Raw genomic sequence first — 18,205 nt, 5'->3', positions numbered from 1 at the left:
AAACGACGAAACTTAAGGTTTTTTCCTAGGAATACTTAAGAATATGTCTCTTATTAGGGAGCGGGACAGAAATCTAATTTGAATAAAAAGATTTCTGTCCCGCTCCCTATTTTTTCTAGAATTTAAATCTAGTATGACTTTAACTTCAGATTCTAACCAAGTTCATTTCTCTGGCAAGGCAAGTTGCCAATTGACACCAAAGCGGTCCTGAAGCCAAGAGAATTCTCTAAATGGCGGCATCTCAGTCTTCGGCATCAATATCGCACCTTTATCTTTCAACTTACTAAACAACCGCTCCATTTCCATAGCGTTATCTACCGTTACATATAATGACATTGCTGGATTCATTTCAATATCCATTCCGTTCACATTATCAATAGCCATAAATACTTGATCTTTTAATCTGAAGATAGCGTGTTGCAAGTAATCTGTCGGGGCATCATCATCTTCACCATATCGCACCAAAGCAAGTATTTCAGCATCTTCAAAGGCATCGACATAAGTATGAATTGCCTCTTCAGCTTGACCGTTAAACATTAGAAATGTTGTAACTTTAGGTATACTCATTGGATCACTCCTTCACACTGTTCTAGTTAATTCTCAAATAATTGTAACATACTCTCTCTAAACTAAGATTGAGTAACACTGCTAAACGTTCAACTTTGCGTTTAGCTTTCGCTTTGATAAAATAGAATCAATATAAACTACGGAGGTATAATATGTCACACCTATTAATTCCTTTACTCGTTTTTTTCTGTGCAATCTTTATAGGCTGGCTTCTTATTAAATTGTTTATTCGTTAATTGCGATAATCAAGCTAATTACGTGCCTATCTGTTTTTTCGACGCACCCTTGTCATTGCTATTAAACAGGAGATATCATTAAGTAACAAATTCCCAAGCGCCTTCAGTAGCTAAGCTTGGGAATTTAAAATATAACTTTATTATATTATCATATAAGATTATAAATTATCTCGCCATTCAACGAGAGCCTCTATATCTTCTTTAGAAATTTGGCCTTGTTCTTCAGCAACCTCTATGAGTTCGTTATAGTTACTCAAAGTATAAAATTGTAGACCAGCTTGTTCAAAAGCTTCAGTAGCTTTCTTCAAACCGTAAGTAAATATAGCTACCACGCCTAATACTTCGGCTCCGCTTTCTTTCAATGCTTCCACCGCTGTAATCGAAGAACCTCCAGTTGAAATTAAATCTTCAATCACAACCACTTTTTTACCTTCGCTCTTAGCACCCTCTATTTGATTTTGTTTACCATGACTCTTACTTTTAGAGCGAACATAGTTCATTGGTAAATCTAATGCTTCCGATAAATAGGCAGCATGGGGAATACCTGCTGTTGCAGTACCGGAAACTATTTCTACTTCTTCAAAGTGTTCTCTAGTGAGCTCAGCTAGACCATCACGAATTTGACGTCTAACGTTAGGGTAACCGAGCGTAACTCGATTATCACAATATATCGGTGATTTTATACCTGAACTCCAAGTATAGCGATCTTTCGGTGACAATGATACCGCTTCGATATCTAATAATGATTGCGCAATTTCTTTAGCCATTATGCATTACACCAACTTTCTTTAATTTTCTGATACTGTGCTACAGGATCTTGACTCTGAGTAATAGGTCGACCTACTACAATATGAGTCGAACCATTGATCTTCGCTTCTTGTGGCGTCGTAACTCTTTTTTGATCGTTCGTTTGAGCATCTTTAGGTCTGATGCCTGGCGTTACTTTAAGGAACTGCTCACCTAAATGTTCAGTTAACAAGCGGGCTTCCAGGGGAGAACAAACTACGCCATCAAGATGGGCTTCTTTAGCTAATTTGGCATAATTGAGTACTGCTTCTTCCATGGAGGAATGGATTTTTTGTTCTTGATGTAACATTTCCTCTGTAGTCGAAGTTAATTGCGTAACAGCAATGAGTTGAGTTTGAGGATTATGTTTACGCAAACCTTCAAGCGCTTTTCTCATCATCTCTGTACCACCTGCTGCATGCACGTTAACCATATCTACATCAAGCTGTGCTAATCCTTCCATTGCTTTTCCTACGGTATTAGGTATATCGTGCAGTTTTAAATCTAGAAAGATTTGATGCCCTCTTTCTTTAATTAACTGAATGAGTTCAGGCCCAGTTTGATAAAATAATTCCATACCTACTTTCACGTAAAGCGATTCATCAAATAGGTCTAAAAATTGAAGTACCTTCTCTTTAGAATTAAAGTCTAAAGCAATGATAGGTAATGAATTCACCGTTAGTTTCACCTCGATTGCATATAGTGCTCTAGGTATGATAGAGAACTCGCAACACTTGAGTTCTCTACCTTCTAAAGCTAATTAATCATAATGAAGTTATGGGACCTCGTTACATCGTTCTCATTGAGAATGTCATACTTTCGATGACTGAAGTTAAAGCATCTGCAGTATCTAAAGATGTAAGACAAGGTACACCATTTTCTACTGAAGCACGACGAATTTGGAAGCCATCTCTTTCTACTTCTTTACCTTTCGTCATGGTATTAATTACGATTTGTACTTTATTATTTTGAATTTGTGTGAGAATGTCATTTTCACGACCGATTTTACCAATAACTTGAACTGGGATATGATGGTCACTTAATTTCGCAGCTGTTCCTTTTGTCGCTATAATCTTATAGCCCACTTCATTTAATCGCTGTGCGATATCGACAATCTCATCTTTATCTTTATCACTTACCGTCATGAGCACAGTACCATGATCTTTCACTTCTACACCACTAGCTGTGAGGGCTTTAAACAGCGCTTTATCCATAGTTAGGTCTTTACCCATTACTTCACCCGTTGATTTCATTTCTGGTCCTAGTGTGATGTCCACATTTTTTAACTTATTGAAACTAAAGACTGGGGCTTTTATAAAGACACCTTCGCTATATGGTTGAATTCCTTGTGTGTAACCAAGTTGTTTTAAACTGTCACCCATGATACCTTGCATAGCAATTTGAGCCATTTGAATATGCGTTATTTTACTTAGGAAAGGAACTGTACGACTTGAGCGAGGATTTACCTCTAGAACGTACACTCCGTCATGAGCGATAACAAATTGAATGTTAATCAGTCCAACAATATTTAAACCTTTAGCTAATCGAATAGTATAGTCTTCTAACGTATCAATCTCTTCTTGAGATAGTGTTTGCGGCGGATATACTGCTATAGAATCTCCTGAGTGTACACCTGCTCGTTCGATATGTTCCATGATACCAGGAATAACAACTGTTTCTCCATCTGAGATAGCATCTACTTCTATTTCTTTACCTGTTAAATATCTATCGATGAGCACAGGGTGATCAGGGCTAGCTTTCACAGCTTGATTCATATAGTTTTTTAATTCATCATCACTGTTGACAATTTCCATTGCTCGGCCACCTAGCACGTACGATGGGCGAACAACTACTGGATAACCAATCTCTCTCGCATTTTGAAGCGCGCCATCTGGAGAAGTAGCTGTCTTACCTTTAGGTTGTGGTACATCGATTGTGTGTAACAACGCTTCGAATTCCTTGCGATCTTCTGCACGGTTTAAATCTTCCAAAGTAGTACCAAGTATATTTACACCATGCTTAGCTAACTTGTCAGCTAAGTTAATCGCTGTTTGTCCACCAAACTGTACGACAACACCCTTAGGCTGCTCTAAGTCGATGATGCTCATGACATCTTCTTCAGTTAACGGTTCAAAGTAAAGTTTGTCTGAAATTGAAAAGTCTGTGGATACTGTTTCTGGATTATTATTGACAATAATTGCTTCATAACCGGCATTTTGAATAGCCCAAACAGCATGAACCGTAGCGTAATCAAATTCTACACCTTGACCTATACGAATAGGACCAGAACCTAATACAAGAATCTTCTCTTTTTCTGTAACTACAGATTCGTTCTCTTGCTCATAAGTGCCATAATAATACGGAGTTGTAGATTCAAATTCAGCTGCACAAGTATCCACCATTTTATATACTGGTTTAATACCGTGGTCTTTACGTAATTGATATACTTCCTCTTCTGTCATGTCGAAACGATGAGCGATGACACGATCGCTGAAACCATAATTTTTTGCGAATTGTAAGTAATCAATATCACCTTTATGAGCTTTTAAGTCATGCTCTATATCGATAATCTGTTGGAATTTATTTAAGAAGAAATAATCGATTTTCGTCATTTCATGAATTTCTTCTAAGGTTGTACCACGACGTATCGCTTCACCTATAAAGAATAATCTCTCGTCGTCCTGTTCTTGAATACGTTGTTTAATATACTCTAAGCTAAAGCTTTCACCGTTAGGTAATCCGAGGTGATGCACGCCGTATTCTAAAGAACGAATAGCTTTAAGTAATGATTCCTCATAAGTGCGTCCGATAGCCATAACTTCACCTGTGGCCTTCATTTGAGTGCCTAATACACGTTCCCCTTTTTCAAATTTATCAAATGGGAAACGTGGAATTTTAGAAATAACATAATCTAGTGCAGGCTCAAATGCAGCGTAGGACGTGCCTGTAATAGGGTTTAACATCTCATCAAGCGTTAAACCGACTGCGATCTTTGCTGCTAATTTCGCGATAGGATATCCTGTAGCTTTAGAGGCTAACGCAGATGAACGTGATACCCGTGGATTCACTTCAATGATATAGTAACTCATTGAATCGGGATCTAAAGCTAATTGTACGTTGCAGCCCCCTTCTATTCCTAAGGCACGGATGACTTTTAAAGAAACATCACGTAACATTTGATATTCCACATCTGACAGCGTTTGACTCGGGGCAACAACTACTGAATCCCCTGTATGAATTCCTACCGGATCAATATTTTCCATATTACATACGACGATCGCGTTGTCGTTCTTGTCACGCATCACTTCGTATTCAATTTCTTTGTATCCCGCTATTGATTTCTCTATTAAACATTGTGTGGCAGGGCTGTAGTGCAAACCGTTTGAGACGACTTCTTTCAAGTCATCGTCATTGTAGCAAATACCGCCACCTGTTCCCCCCATTGTAAAGGCAGGGCGCACTATTAAAGGGTAACCTACTTGCTCTTTGAATTGAAAGGCTTGCTCTACCGTGTTGACAATATCACTTTCTGGAACAGGAACCTCTAGTTCATTCATTAAAGTTCTAAATTGTTCTCTATCCTCAGCTTGCTGTATAGATTCAAGTTTAGTACCTAGTAGTTTAACACCATTCGCCTCTAAGACGCCGCTATCATGTAATTGAATAGCCATATTCAAGCCTGTTTGACCACCCAAAGTAGGTAAAAGCGCATCCGGTTGCTCTTTACGAATTATACGCGCAATAAAGTCATGGGTTAATGGTTCGATGTAGACCTCGTCAGCAATTTCCTTATCCGTCATGATCGTTGCAGGATTTGAGTTAACTAAGATGACACGATAGCCTTCTTCTTTTAATGCTAGACATGCTTGAGTGCCTGCGTAATCAAACTCTGCTGCTTGACCAATAATAATAGGGCCTGAACCTACTACGAGAATCGTTTCTATATCTTTACGTTTAGGCATTGATATGACGCTCCTTTTCTTTAAATTCATTCATCATTGCTATAAACTCATCAAATAAATAATTAGAATCTGTAGGGCCTGGTGAAGCCTCAGGATGATATTGTACTGAAAAGGCTGGATGCTTTTTATGTCTTAACCCTTCTACTGTATCGTCATTAATTGCGATATGCGTTACTTCTAAATCTGTATGGTCTAGCGAAGCCTTATCAATTGAGTAACCGTGATTCTGACTTGTCAATGCAATTCTACCCGTTTTTAAATCTTTTACAGGGTGATTAGCGCCACGATGTCCAAATTTCATCTTGAAGGAAGTAGCACCTTGTGAAAGTGCAAATAATTGATGACCTAAGCAAATACCAAAGAAAGGGATTCGTCCTAATATACCTTTTATCATGTCGATGGCTACCTCGACTTCTTCAGGGTCACCAGGTCCATTTGATAACATGACACCATCTGGAGACATCTGTATAATTTCTTCAGCTGACGTATCATAAGGTACGACTGTCACGTTACAACCACGTGCATTAAGTTCTCGTACAATATTTTGTTTTTTACCGAAGTCAACGAGTACTACACTCTTGTCGAAACCAGTTGAGACATAGGGCGACTTTGTAGAAACTGTTTGAACTTCAGTACGTGGTAACTCCGTTGACTTCAACTGATCAATGACTGTCTCAATTTGGTCTTTATTATCTGTGAAACCAGCTTTGAGAACTCCGTACTTTCTAATCTTACGAGTGATACTACGCGTATCTACGCCGGAAATGCCCGGTATATTATACGCTTCAAGCACGTCGTGAAACGTCCGTTGAGAGCGGAAATTACTCGGGTGTTGGCTGGCTTCTTTAACAACTACGCCGTTAAGTGTTGGAACGAGCGATTCGAAATCATCACGGTTAATTCCGTAGTTACCGATTAAAGGATAAGTGAAAGTAATAATTTGACCAGTATAGGATGGATCAGAGATTGTTTCTTGATAGCCCGTCATCGCTGTATTAAATACAATTTCTCCTATTTTTAACTCTTTAGAGCCTAAAGGGTAACCTTCATAATATGTCCCATCTTCTAAGACCAGATAACGTCTCTCAATCATTAAAGTTCCTCCTTAAATTTAACTGTACCTTCTACCATCGTTAATACAGGATTGCCATATACTTTTGCTCCTAAAAATGGTGTATTACTTGCTTTAGAATGGAAATCTTCTGCTTGAATTTCACGTTCTTTATCTAGGTTAATAATTGTTAAATCAGCTAAACTGCCCTCTTCTAACTTTCCATAAGGCAAATTAAATATTTCAGATGGTTTGATCGTTAAATAATCAACGAGTTGTTGTAAAGACCAATCTCCATTTTTAACAAAATGAGTGTAAAGTAATGGGAACGCTGTTTCGCTACCCACAATACCAAAAGGCGCACGTGTCATAGGTTGGTCCTTCTCTTCAGCAGCATGAGGGGCGTGATCAGTTGCGATACAATCGATAGTCCCATCTAATAAACCTTCAATTAAAGCCTTGCGATCTTCCTTACTTCTAAGCGGTGGATTCATCTTGTAAATAGCATTGTCTCCAGGCACATCGTCCTCAGTAAGCAATAAGTGATGAGGAGTGACCTCAGCTGTCACTTTAATGCCAGCCTTCTTAGCATCTCTAATCGCTCTAACGCTTTCTTTAGTAGATACGTGACAGACGTGATAATGTGCTCCAGCAGCTTCAGCAAGCAAGACGTCTCGCGCAATTTGAACTGCTTCACAAATATTAGGAATACCTGGAATACCTAACTCTTTGCTACGTGTTCCATCATGCATAGCACCACCATATATCAAGCTGTTATCCTCACAGTGTGCAACGACAGCCTTTCCTTGTTGTGCTGCTTCTTTCATCGCTTCATACATCATGCTCGCTTCTTGAACACCTACACCGTCATCAGTAAAAGCAAATGCCCCATGTTGAGATAGACCTTTGAAGTCAACATGTTCTTTACCTGCTTGTCGTACCGTAATTGCTGCGTAAGGTAACACTCTCACATTAGCAGTGTCTTTAATGATTTGTTTAACATGTTCTAAATTCTCAACAGAATCTGGAACTGGCTTAGTATTAGGCATTGGGCAAACAGTTGTGAAACCGCCTCGAGCCGCTGCTTTAGTACCTGTTTCGATTGTTTCTTTGTGCTCACCACCAGGCTCACGTAAATGAACGTGTACATCCACCAATCCTGGTACTACGAGCTGATTCCCAGCATCTATAACTTCAGCACCCGTAGTATTATTAATTTCAGTGTCTATAGACTTGATTCTGTCATTATCAATTAAAATATCGACCTGTTGTAATTGGCCTTCCTTTAGTATTTGAGCATTTTTAATTAATTTCATATTTGATGTTACCCCTTTCTTCCTTTTAAGATTGTATCAATTACAGCCATACGTAAATACATGCCATTTTCCATTTGTTTAAAAATTCGAGATTGAGATGCTTCGACTAATGGATCTGCTATTTCTACACCCCTATTCACTGGTGCTGGATGCATAATAATAGAATGCGATTGCAATTTTGAGTAGCGCTGTTGATTCAAACCATACTGCTGGTGATAATCTTGTGCTTTAAATGTGCTTACTTCTGACTTGTGATGTCTCTCATGTTGCACTCTCAGCAACATAACAATATCTACTTGGTTAATTACCTCGTCGATGTCTACATAAGAAGCTCCGATGGACTCATCTTGCCATTCTGGTGGACTTGAGAACATCACTTCAGCTCCTAAGGCTGTTAAACTGTGATAATTACTTCGTGCTACACGAGAATTTTTAATGTCTCCACAAATGAGTACTTTTAAACCTTTAAAATAACCATACTCCTCGTAAATTGTCATGAGGTCTAACAAGCTTTGAGTGGGATGTTGACCGCTTCCGTCACCGCCATTAACAATTGGTATATTGATATTTCTTAGCTCTTCGTAATAGGCATTATTAGGATGCCGGATGACGAGTAAATTCACTCCTATACTTTCCAGCGTCTTACAAGTATCATAAAGTGATTCACCTTTTTGAACTGAAGAGGTCGACGTTTCAAAGTCCACTAAGTTTAAACCGAGCTTTTGCTCAGCAACAAGAAAGCTACTTTTTGTTCTCGTCGAGTTTTCAAAGAACAGGTTTGCTACGAACGTATCGTTATATTTAGGATGATCGCTCTTTCTGGCTTTAAACTCACTTGCTCGACTGATAAGTTGTTCGATTTCTGTGGTACTTAAATCTTCCATCGATAATAAATGTTCCATTGTTAAGCCTCCTTGTTATGTCAAATCATTTATTTGCTTTATGTTGAGGTAAAATTAAATTCAAGATAATGCCTGCTAATGCCGCTAATGCCATGCCTTCGATTTGAAGGTTTATTCCTAAACCTTTTAAATTGAACACTAAATTACCTATGCCAATAACTAAGATAACTGACGCGATGACTAGGTTGCGGTTCTGTGCAAAGTCAACTTTACTTTCTACTAACATCCTTAGTCCACTTGCTGCAATAATACCAAACAGCAAGATTGAGACACCACCCATAACAGGCGTAGGTATCGACGACACGAGTGCAGTGAATTTACCTATAAAGCCCAGTATGATAGCTATGAGGGCAGCTCCACCGATCACATAAATACTATAGATTTTTGTAATCGCTAAGACACCTATATTCTCACCATAAGTTGTACTAGGTGGCCCTCCTATTACGCTAGCAAGCATAGTCGAAACACCATCGCCAATAATAGATTTATCAAGTCCAGGATTCTTGAAGAAATTTCGTCCTACAATTTTATTGATAACCATCTGATGACCGATATGTTCACTCACCGTGACGAAGACAATTGGAACCATCACTAACACTAATCCTAAATGAAAAGATGGCGTATAATCTTTAAATGGCAAATAAATATCTGGTAACTGGAACCACTTGGCATGGATTACTGTAGAGAAATTGACAATTCCGAAACAAACTGAAACCACGTAACCCACAATAATTCCTATCAGCATGGGTATGAGCGATAGAAATCCTCTAAAGCATCCTTGCATAACTATAGTGACTAAAAGCGTAATGATTGCAACTAGTAAATAAGTTAAATTATAACCTTTCATCTCACCAGCATTTTCGTACATAGCCATGTTGACCGCGGTAGGTGCTAAACTTAAACCGATCACCATAATAACAGGGCCAACCACCACAGGAGGCAATAAGTGCATTAACCAATTGATGCCGACTAAGCGAATAAATAATCCAATAAGGACGTACATGACACCACTCATAAATAATGCTACTAGCATATCGCCAAGACTATGGTTTGCGATGCCAGTGATGATGGGTGTGATAAAAGCAAAGCTTGAACCAAGATAAGCCGGGATTTTCGCCTTTGTTATAAGTATGTATAATAGAGTTCCTATACCAGAAGCTAACAAAGCAGCGGATATAGGTAAGTGTGTTAAGAAGGGAACCAGAACAGTAGAACCAAACATGGCAAATAAGTGTTGCATACTAAGCAAAGCCCATTGGGTAGGTTTAGGTTTCTCATTTACATCTAAGACAGGTTTTGATGTCCGTTCAAATAGTGTTTCATTTTCCATAAGAATTCTCCTTAAAAAAAGTCTCTTTACTTGGCGCAAAGAGACTGAAGAAGTGTCTTTAACTTTATAATACGTCGACAAGGCGTATCATAAGTGATATCAAGACGGTGTATTGTGACATGAGCTACTCGGTCCCCGAGTATATACTCATCACAATTGCACACTGCTTTTTCAGTCTCTCGTACTGATTTAAAAGCTAACTATTCAATTATCACTGCATTCCTGTGATCTACTTCCTCTAGATAAACAGATACAGCTTCATCGCGTGCAGTGGGAATGTTTTTACCTACGAAATCAGCTCTAATAGGTAGTTCTCGATGTCCACGATCTACTAATGCTGCAAGACCTATTCTATAAGGTCTCGCGTTTTTTAATATTGCATCTAAAGCCGCACGTACTGTTCGACCAGTATACAATACGTCATCTATGATGATGACTACTTGATTAGTAATTTCAGCATCGATTTCATAAGGAGGATTCCCATCAGCATGGCCATTCAATTGTAAATCATCTCTATATTGAGTGATATCAATCGCGCCAGTAGGTACTGTGTAATCTTCTATTGCTTCAATCTTCTGTTTAATACGCTCCGCTAAATGCGCGCCTCGAGTCTTAATACCTAATAACACGAGGTTATCAATTCCTCTATTATATTCAAGAATTTCATGAGCAATGCGAGTTACAGTACGTTGTATTGCTGCTTCGTCCATAATAATTCTTTCTGACACCTTAACTCACCTACCATAGAATTTCACCAGTGCTAATCCGATCAGGCTTTAATATAGTAAAAAACCCCACGTCTTAACAAAGACATGAGGTCATATAACTGCTATAACAATAGACTCTACACCGCTAGCTCTTTATCGCTACAGTTAATCGATTTAATGCTATAGCGTAGCTTCGACAATAGCAGCCATCAAAACACTTTATCACTATAGTTAATCGATTTAATGTTAGAGCGTCTATCATATACACACGTATGTTATATTATGAATCATCATGTCTTCGAAGCCTCTCTGGGCTTTCAATTAAAGACTTAAATCATTTCTATTATCAATGACTTTACCTAAATTCTACACGTATATTAGACAACGGTCAAGGCAACTGAGGATCTTCTATCCATCAGTACTGCGTATATCTTGTAACACATCTTCAAAAGATTTAGGAGCCGGTGCACTTCGTTCAATATACTCTCCTGTTCTCGGATGCTCGAAGCCGATTATACCAGCATGTAAAGCTTGCCCCCCTATATCTAACGTCTTCTTCGGTCCATACTTTGGATCCCCAACTAATGGGTAACCAATATATTTCATGTGAACTCTAATTTGGTGCGTGCGTCCAGTTTCAAGTTGGCATTCTACGAGTGTGTAATGATTAAAGTGCTCTTTCACATCAAAGTGAGTAATTGCTTCTTTACCATCATCGACAACGGCCATCGCTTGACGATCGTTCTTATTACGTCCTATAGGTGCATCAATCGTGCCGTAGTCATGGGGTATATTCCCATGTACTAAGGCCGAATATTTACGCGTAACTGTCTTAGCCATAAGTTGCTCAACTAAATTACGATGAGCCACATCATTTTTAGCTACCATTAATAATCCGGAAGTATCTTTATCAATTCTGTGAACGATCCCTGGTCTGATTTCGCCATTAATACCAGATAGATTGTTGATTTGATACATGAGTCCATTGACTAATGTGCCGCTGTGATGACCTGCGGAGGGATGTACCACCATACCTTTAGGCTTGTAAACGATAGCTACGTCGTCATCTTCGTAATAAATATCTAAATTCAAATTTTCAGGCGTAATATCTGCTTCTTTAACTTCTTTCTCCGTAACGATGATCTCATCATTTTTTTTAACTTTGTAGTTTGCTTTTATCGCTTTACCATTTACTGTTACAAGCCCTTCTTTGATCCACTCTTGCATTTCTGAGCGCGACCACGTGCTATTAAAGTCAGGAAGCACTTTATCTATACGTACACCTTGATATCTTTCGTCTTCTATGTGAAATGTATGTTTCTCCATCATTTACCTCCTAACTTTCTTTGCGATTAATATCCTTTATTAAAGCAATAATTATTAATAGAACGCCTATAGTCAAGCTTGAATCAGCTATGTTAAAAATAGGGAAGTCATACCCGAATATATTAGTATCGATAAAGTCCACTACTTCACTATGTAATAAACGATCAATAAAATTACCAATAGCTCCAGAGAACAGTAAACTTAGAGCAATTTGCATAAACAGATTGCCTTTTGCTTCTTTGAGATAAAACACAATGAGTAGTACTAATATAATCAGAGTAACGATGACGAAGAAACTCATCTTACCACTTAGAATCCCCCAAGCAGCACCATTATTGCGATGAGAAGTAATATTTAGAAAGTGTGGTATCACTTCGAATGAGTCACCAACGCGCATGGTGGTCGCTATTATATATTTAGTTAGTTGATCTAGAAGTAGTACTACTACAGTTATAAATAGTGTGAATCCTAGATAATACTGTCGCTTCACTTAGGCCCCTCCTTAATAATGATCACTCTTTAACAACATCTTATATTATATCTCAATCAATCCTTAAACAAAAGTCAAGCTTTTATTAACACATAGAGTTTAACCAAATAGTTATTTTAAGCTACAAAGCGGTAGTTAAGTGTTAAAGGCTACGCTATTAGACTCTGCCCCCTTTAAAATACTGGAACGAATACGTCATTCACTGAGCTAACGTTTCGTATTTTTAGCGTCTTACCACCTTCAAATACTAGAGTGAATACATCGTTAGGAGCTAGCTAGCGAATCTTCTACACATCTATATTTATTCTTTTTACGTCATATAGCTTACGCTCTAACCAAAGATGGCGCTACGTATGGATTAATTAATAAGAATTAAAAAGAGGTAGCAAGGAAACGAGCGTTATGTCTCCTTACTACCTGAATTTAATTATGTTTAAAACGATGTTATTACATAATGCCTGTTCAACTCTCACTCGGGTGCTAAGCAAGATGTAAGCTCATTAATTTAATAGTTAAGATTAGCTATTAATACCGTCTGACTTATATGAGCGTTTCAACTACTTGCTGGCAACGAGGACATAATTCTGAGAATTCCCCTATTGAACCTAACTTTTCACTGTAGTTCCAACAGCGTTGACATTTCTCACCATGTGCATGCTCCACTTTAATATCTCCGTGTGCATAAGAAGTGGCACCGTCTACATTATCTTTAACTTCTGCCTGAGACGTAATGAACAATTGCTGTAAATCATTGAATTGCTGTAAGAAGTCGGCCGCTTTAAAATGCTCATTATTGCCAACAATCACTTTGGCTTCAAGTGATTTCCCAATTACTTTTTCATTACGGGCAGTTTCTAATGCTCGATTGACATCGTCACGTAGTTTCATAAATGTATCCCATTTATCAATGATTTCTTGATCAACAGACTTAACTTCTGGCATATCAGTTAAGTGCACACTTTCCTCTTCAACATGTGGTATATAAGACCATACTTCATCTGCTGTATGGACTAATATAGGTGCTAGTAATTTCGTCATATTTACTACAATTTCATAGAGTACAGTTTGCATACTACGACGTTTATGAGAATTTTGTTCTTCGATGTAAAGAATATCTTTACCATAATCCAAATAGAAGTTACTCAATTCTACGTTGATAAAGTTTTGGACTTCTTGGTAAATATTGAGGTAATCGTAATTATCATAATTCTCAATGGTGCTTAGCATAAATTCACGGAAGCGGTTTAGAATATAACGATCAACTTCTAATAACTCACTCTCATTAATAGCGTCAGTGTTAGGATTAAAGTCATTAACATTACCCAACATGAAACGTAAAGTATTTCTAATCTTACGGTAGACGTCTGCTGTTTGTTTGATGATTTCATCAGAGATACGCGCATCAGCCAAGTAATCTACGCTGCTGACCCATAATCTCGCAATATCTGCACCTTTTTGTTTCACGATTTGCTCAGGTACAATAACGTTACCTAATGATTTACTCATCTTTTTACCTTCACCATCCATGACGAAACCATGGGATAACAGCATCTTATATGGTGAACGACCACGTGTAGCTACTGATGTAGTAATAGATGAGTTGAACCAACCGCGATACTGGTCACTACCTTCAAGGTAAAGATCAGCTGGGTATGATAATTCAGGACGCTGTTCTAATACTGCACGATGAGATGAGCCTGAATCAAACCAAACGTCCATGATATCTGTTTCTTTAGTGAACTCACCATTAGGACTTCCCTCATGAGTAAATCCTTCAGGTAATAGTTCCTTAGCTTCTCTCTCAAACCAAACGTTTGAACCATGCTCTTCTACTAGATCCGCAACGTGATTAACTGTCTCTTCAGTCATGATAATGTCACCGTTCTCAGCATAAAATACTGGTAGTGGTACACCCCAGACACGCTGACGAGAAATCACCCATTCGCCACGATCTCGTATCATGTTATAAATTCGTGTTTTGCCCCACTCTACTTTAAACTTCGTCTCATCAATGGCATCTAGGATATCTTGACGAACTTGATCGATAGATGCAAACCATTGAGGCGTTGCGCGGAAGATAACTGGTTTCTTCGTACGCCAATCGTGTGGATAACTATGAGTTATAAATTCTAATTTAAGTAAAGCACCTTTCTCTTTTAATAAATCAGTAATCGGTTTGTTTGCTTTATCATAGAACATACCTTCAAATTGGTCTGCTTCTTCTGTAAAGACGCCTTTATCATTAACTGGACTGATCACAGGCAAGTTATACTGAGTACCCACTATATAGTCATCTTCCCCATGACCTGGAGCGGTGTGTACACAGCCTGTACCCGCATCAGTAGTAACGTGCGAACCGTTAATGACAAGCGATACACGGTCTTCGATGAAAGGATGAGCCGTTTCTACATACTCTATTTCTTTACCTGAGAATGATTTTACCAGCTCAATATCATCCTTATCCCATTCTAAACTTTCAGCTACGTCATCTACTAAATCTTGCCCAATGACATATTTTTCACCATTAACAAGGTATTCACCATACGTTAATTCCGGGTGTACGGTAATTGCTACGTTAGATGGTAACGTCCAAGGCGTAGTCGTCCATATGATAAACTTTGCATCATCATCTACTACATTCTTACCATCTTTAACATCAAACGCGACAAAAATGGATGGTGAGCGTTTATCGTGATATTCAATTTCTGCCTCTGCTAGAGATGATTCACTAGATGGTGACCAATATACCGGTTTTTTCCCTTTATAGATTAAACCTTTATTTGCCATCTCGCCAAATAGACGTAGTTGAGCTGCTTCGTATTCAGGTTCAAGCGTAATGTACGGCTGTTTGAAATCCCCACTAACGCCTAAACGTTTGAAGTCTTTCTTTTGTTGTTCGATTTGATCTAAAGCAAACGCTTTACATTTTTCTCTGAATTCTGAAACAGACATTTCTTTACGCTTTACACCTTTTTTAGTGAGCGCCTGCTCGATAGGTAATCCGTGTGTATCCCAACCAGGCACGTACGGTGTGTAGTAACCACGCATTGTCTTATAACGTGTGATGATATCTTTTAATATTTTATTAAGCGCGTGACCCATATGTAAACTACCATTTGCATACGGGGGACCATCATGAAGAATATATGATGAATTTCCTTTGTTCTTATTCAAAGATTTTTGATAAATATCTTTCTTATCCCATTCTTCTTGAATCTTTGGTTCTTTGTTAGGTAAACCTCCACGCATTGGGAAATCCGTTTTTGGCATGAGTAAGGTATCTTTATAGTCCATTACTTTCACTCCTTTATTCTGATTAAAAAAAGAACTCTAAGTGCAATTAACAGGGACGATTATACCGCGTTACCACCCTGATTAACTCAACTTAGAGTTCTCTTCGTTTAAACTATAGGTCCTGGTCAACTAGTGATATAAGAAACATACATATACTAGGCTTCCACCATCCCTAACTCGCTTAAATATGTTCACTGTTTCTTACGTGTCTATTGACGTCGTACATTTAAAAGTTAACTAATGCGTTCAGTGTAATTCAAACTATTTCTCATTATGTTGCTCATCTTCGTCTTTCTGAGACGCTTGACTCATTTCTTTCTTAGCCTTTTCCTCTGGTGTTAAGTCATCACTGTGTAGGTGCTGTAAATTTTCTTCGGTAACTTGTTGAGCATCTAAATCATAATTCAATAAGTAGTCCCAGTCTTCGTTTTTCAAAAGATCTAGCTGGGCTTCAACTAGCATGCGAAAACGCGATCTAAATATCTTAGACTGCCGTTTCATATCCTCTGTTTGGAAAGATAGACGGCGGGCTTTTTCAATCGCATCATTTACGATTCGATCGGCTTCTACTTGTGCTTTCTCCTTAGTAGCTTCTGCCTCTTTCTCAGCTGCTGCTTTAGTTTCTTCGCCAGCTTTTTGAGCTTGAACTAATGCATCGCTAACGGATTGATGTACGTCTTTATAAGATTTAATATTGGATTCTTTATCTTCGATTACTTTTTCTAACTGTTTTTTATCTTCCTTTAGACGTTCAATTTCTGTACTTAACTGGTCTAAGTAATTCGCTACTTCAGTAGCTTCATAACCATTTTTCACACGTGAAAACGATTTGTTTTTTATTTCACTAGGTGTAAAAGGCATTGATTAACCTCCTCGATCATATCACACGATATTATATAGACAGATATTTTTAATAGTATCTTAATTATTACAACTATTAAAAGGGATAGCTATGCTTAAATTATGTTATTACTTGAATAAAGTTTCAAACTTAATATGCAATTTATCTTTCTTAGTCTTTCCACCAATTTCAGTTATACGGGCTCTACCAAAGCCTTGTATAGATAGCACATCGTCTTTATCAAGTTGAAAGTTAACCGAATTAACAGGCACGTGGTTAACCTTAACCTTTTTTCTCTCTATTAATTGCTTAGCTATAGAACGTGATTTACGAATCATCTCTTTCAAAACTACATCTAAGCGCAATGCACTGACCGTAGCGGAGTATGCTTTCCATTCCTCTTTAGATTGTATCATATCTTTAAGAGGAATAGAATTAAGTTTGACTGACGCGCCCTTAACATGTGTTAATTCCATCATGATATAAGATTCTAATTGCTTTGTCAAAGTAAACTGAACCTTAGAATCTACCACAATATCACCTAGCTTTTCTCTTTCTACACCTAGTGACATAATCGTACCAAGTACGTGTTGATGTTGAATATTAACAAACTTCGTAGGATAGGTCAGTTCAATAAGTGAGATCTCATAATCTGCAATTTCTGGTTCAAAATAGGATGGTGAAATAATAGCTCGTTTACGTTCAGCTTCTTTCCCACCATAGAAACGGATGTGAAGTTCCTCAAAACTGTTCGTTACAACTTCACCTATATACTGTCCTCTAGGATCTAAGAAATGAGTTAGTACAGGAGCGTATTGATCTTGAGCTTGCTTACATTTATCTAACAATTGATCTATAATCTCTTTTTCTTCAGGTCTGAAATGTTGGTATATATCGATGATACTCACTCCACGTGTAAATAGAATTTCTTTCTCTCACTCTGCTCATTTATTGAGAGCAGTCGGGTTAAAAGCGTTGAGGATTTGAGCAGGGGGCCCCAACACAAAGAAACTGGTAAACCAGTTTCAACAAGCACAGCGAGTTGGGGTGGGGCCCCAACACAAAGAAACTGATAAATCAGTTTCTCCAAGCAATGCAGGTTGGGGTGGGCCCCAACACAAAGAAACTGGTACATAATGTAATGTCTCAATCTCTTTCAGCATCTTGGCAGTAGATGACTGATTTGAAAATGCGCTTGTACCAAGCTTGTTTCAATTCTAGTCATCCTTGCCGGGGCGGGACTACGAAATCTTTTTAGTCAAATTAGATTTCTGCCCCTCTCCCTCTTCCAGCATCTCGGCAGTAGATGACTGATTTGAAAACGCGCTTGTATCAAGCTTTTTTCGATTCTAGTCATCTTTGCCGGGGCGGGACTACGAAATCTCTTTATTCAAATT

14 protein-coding genes are annotated in these 18,205 nt (G+C 38.2%); all 14 read right to left on the bottom strand.

All coding sequences use genetic code 11. The annotated features are described in order from the left end of the window. Window positions 1-162 precede the first annotated feature (162 nt). Window positions 163-567 (bottom strand): VOC family protein, encoded by a 405-nt coding sequence (locus N9R04_RS03435; RefSeq protein ID WP_262855110.1) that lies wholly within the window; start codon window positions 565-567, stop codon window positions 163-165. A gap of 394 nt (window positions 568-961) precedes the next feature. Continuing rightward, on the bottom strand, window positions 962-1,570 hold the full coding sequence (gene pyrE / locus N9R04_RS03430) for an orotate phosphoribosyltransferase (RefSeq protein WP_262855109.1): 609 nt from the start codon (window positions 1,568-1,570) through the stop codon (window positions 962-964). Continuing rightward, window positions 1,570-2,265, bottom strand: a complete 696-nt coding sequence (gene pyrF, locus N9R04_RS03425) for an orotidine-5'-phosphate decarboxylase (protein ID WP_262855107.1) — start codon at window positions 2,263-2,265, stop codon at window positions 1,570-1,572. Before pyrF ends, pyrE begins: the two co-directional genes overlap by 1 nt. A 112-nt stretch (window positions 2,266-2,377) precedes the next feature. Further along, a complete protein-coding gene (gene carB, locus N9R04_RS03420; RefSeq protein ID WP_262855106.1) occupies window positions 2,378-5,551 on the bottom strand; it encodes a carbamoyl-phosphate synthase large subunit in 3,174 nt (1,057 codons plus the stop codon). Then, a complete protein-coding gene (locus N9R04_RS03415; protein WP_262855103.1) occupies window positions 5,544-6,644 on the bottom strand; it encodes a carbamoyl phosphate synthase small subunit in 1,101 nt (366 codons plus the stop codon). Before N9R04_RS03415 ends, carB begins: the two co-directional genes overlap by 8 nt. Further along, complete coding sequence (gene pyrC / locus N9R04_RS03410; RefSeq protein ID WP_262855102.1) at window positions 6,644-7,918, bottom strand: dihydroorotase; 1,275 nt, start codon at window positions 7,916-7,918, stop codon at window positions 6,644-6,646. Before pyrC ends, N9R04_RS03415 begins: the two co-directional genes overlap by 1 nt. Window positions 7,919-7,926: 8 nt before the next feature. Further along, window positions 7,927-8,820 (bottom strand): aspartate carbamoyltransferase catalytic subunit, encoded by an 894-nt coding sequence (locus tag N9R04_RS03405; protein ID WP_262855101.1) that lies wholly within the window; start codon window positions 8,818-8,820, stop codon window positions 7,927-7,929. Between the two features lie 25 nt (window positions 8,821-8,845). Continuing rightward, the gene (locus tag N9R04_RS03400; RefSeq protein ID WP_262855100.1) at window positions 8,846-10,150 is read right to left on the bottom strand and encodes a uracil-xanthine permease family protein; all 1,305 of its coding nucleotides are present in this window, start codon (window positions 10,148-10,150) and stop codon (window positions 8,846-8,848) included. A gap of 200 nt (window positions 10,151-10,350) precedes the next feature. Beyond that, the gene (pyrR, locus tag N9R04_RS03395) at window positions 10,351-10,878 is read right to left on the bottom strand and encodes a bifunctional pyr operon transcriptional regulator/uracil phosphoribosyltransferase PyrR (protein WP_262855099.1); all 528 of its coding nucleotides are present in this window, start codon (window positions 10,876-10,878) and stop codon (window positions 10,351-10,353) included. Between the two features lie 387 nt (window positions 10,879-11,265). Continuing rightward, entirely contained in the window at window positions 11,266-12,183 is a 918-nt protein-coding gene (locus N9R04_RS03390; protein WP_262855098.1) for an RluA family pseudouridine synthase, read from the bottom strand. Between the two features lie 10 nt (window positions 12,184-12,193). Further along, a complete protein-coding gene (gene lspA / locus N9R04_RS03385) occupies window positions 12,194-12,673 on the bottom strand; it encodes a signal peptidase II (protein WP_262855097.1) in 480 nt (159 codons plus the stop codon). Between the two features lie 540 nt (window positions 12,674-13,213). Continuing rightward, complete coding sequence (gene ileS, locus N9R04_RS03380; RefSeq protein ID WP_262855096.1) at window positions 13,214-15,967, bottom strand: isoleucine--tRNA ligase; 2,754 nt, start codon at window positions 15,965-15,967, stop codon at window positions 13,214-13,216. Between the two features lie 261 nt (window positions 15,968-16,228). Beyond that, window positions 16,229-16,828, bottom strand: coding sequence for a DivIVA domain-containing protein (locus tag N9R04_RS03375; RefSeq protein ID WP_262855093.1), 600 nt, complete (start codon window positions 16,826-16,828; stop codon window positions 16,229-16,231). A 108-nt stretch (window positions 16,829-16,936) separates the two neighbouring features. Continuing rightward, window positions 16,937-17,716: a YlmH family RNA-binding protein gene (locus N9R04_RS03370; protein WP_262855092.1), complete on the bottom strand. Its 780-nt coding sequence runs from the start codon at window positions 17,714-17,716 to the stop codon at window positions 16,937-16,939. Window positions 17,717-18,205: the final 489 nt, after the last annotated feature.

This window comes from Staphylococcus marylandisciuri (assembly GCF_025519785.1).
In the GTDB taxonomy this organism is placed as follows: Bacteria; Bacillota; Bacilli; order Staphylococcales; family Staphylococcaceae; genus Staphylococcus; species Staphylococcus marylandisciuri.
Note: the sequence above shows the minus strand (reverse complement) of the source record. Positions and strands in the feature narration are given on the sequence as shown.

Excerpts from the sequence above, each read along its gene's own strand:
- N9R04_RS03435 (WP_262855110.1), bottom strand. The coding sequence starts at position 567 with ATGAGTATACCTAAAGTTACAACATTTCTAATGTTTAACGGTCAAGCT.
- pyrE (WP_262855109.1), bottom strand. The coding sequence starts at position 1,570 with ATGGCTAAAGAAATTGCGCAATCATTATTAGATATCGAAGCGGTATCA.
- carB (WP_262855106.1), bottom strand. The coding sequence starts at position 5,551 with ATGCCTAAACGTAAAGATATAGAAACGATTCTCGTAGTAGGTTCAGGC.
- N9R04_RS03415 (WP_262855103.1), bottom strand. The coding sequence starts at position 6,644 with ATGATTGAGAGACGTTATCTGGTCTTAGAAGATGGGACATATTATGAA.
- pyrC (WP_262855102.1), bottom strand. The coding sequence starts at position 7,918 with ATGAAATTAATTAAAAATGCTCAAATACTAAAGGAAGGCCAATTACAA.
- N9R04_RS03405 (WP_262855101.1), bottom strand. The coding sequence starts at position 8,820 with ATGGAACATTTATTATCGATGGAAGATTTAAGTACCACAGAAATCGAA.
- N9R04_RS03400 (WP_262855100.1), bottom strand. The coding sequence starts at position 10,150 with ATGGAAAATGAAACACTATTTGAACGGACATCAAAACCTGTCTTAGAT.
- N9R04_RS03390 (WP_262855098.1), bottom strand. The coding sequence starts at position 12,183 with ATGGAGAAACATACATTTCACATAGAAGACGAAAGATATCAAGGTGTA.
- ileS (WP_262855096.1), bottom strand. The coding sequence starts at position 15,967 with ATGGACTATAAAGATACCTTACTCATGCCAAAAACGGATTTCCCAATG.
- N9R04_RS03375 (WP_262855093.1), bottom strand. The coding sequence starts at position 16,828 with ATGCCTTTTACACCTAGTGAAATAAAAAACAAATCGTTTTCACGTGTG.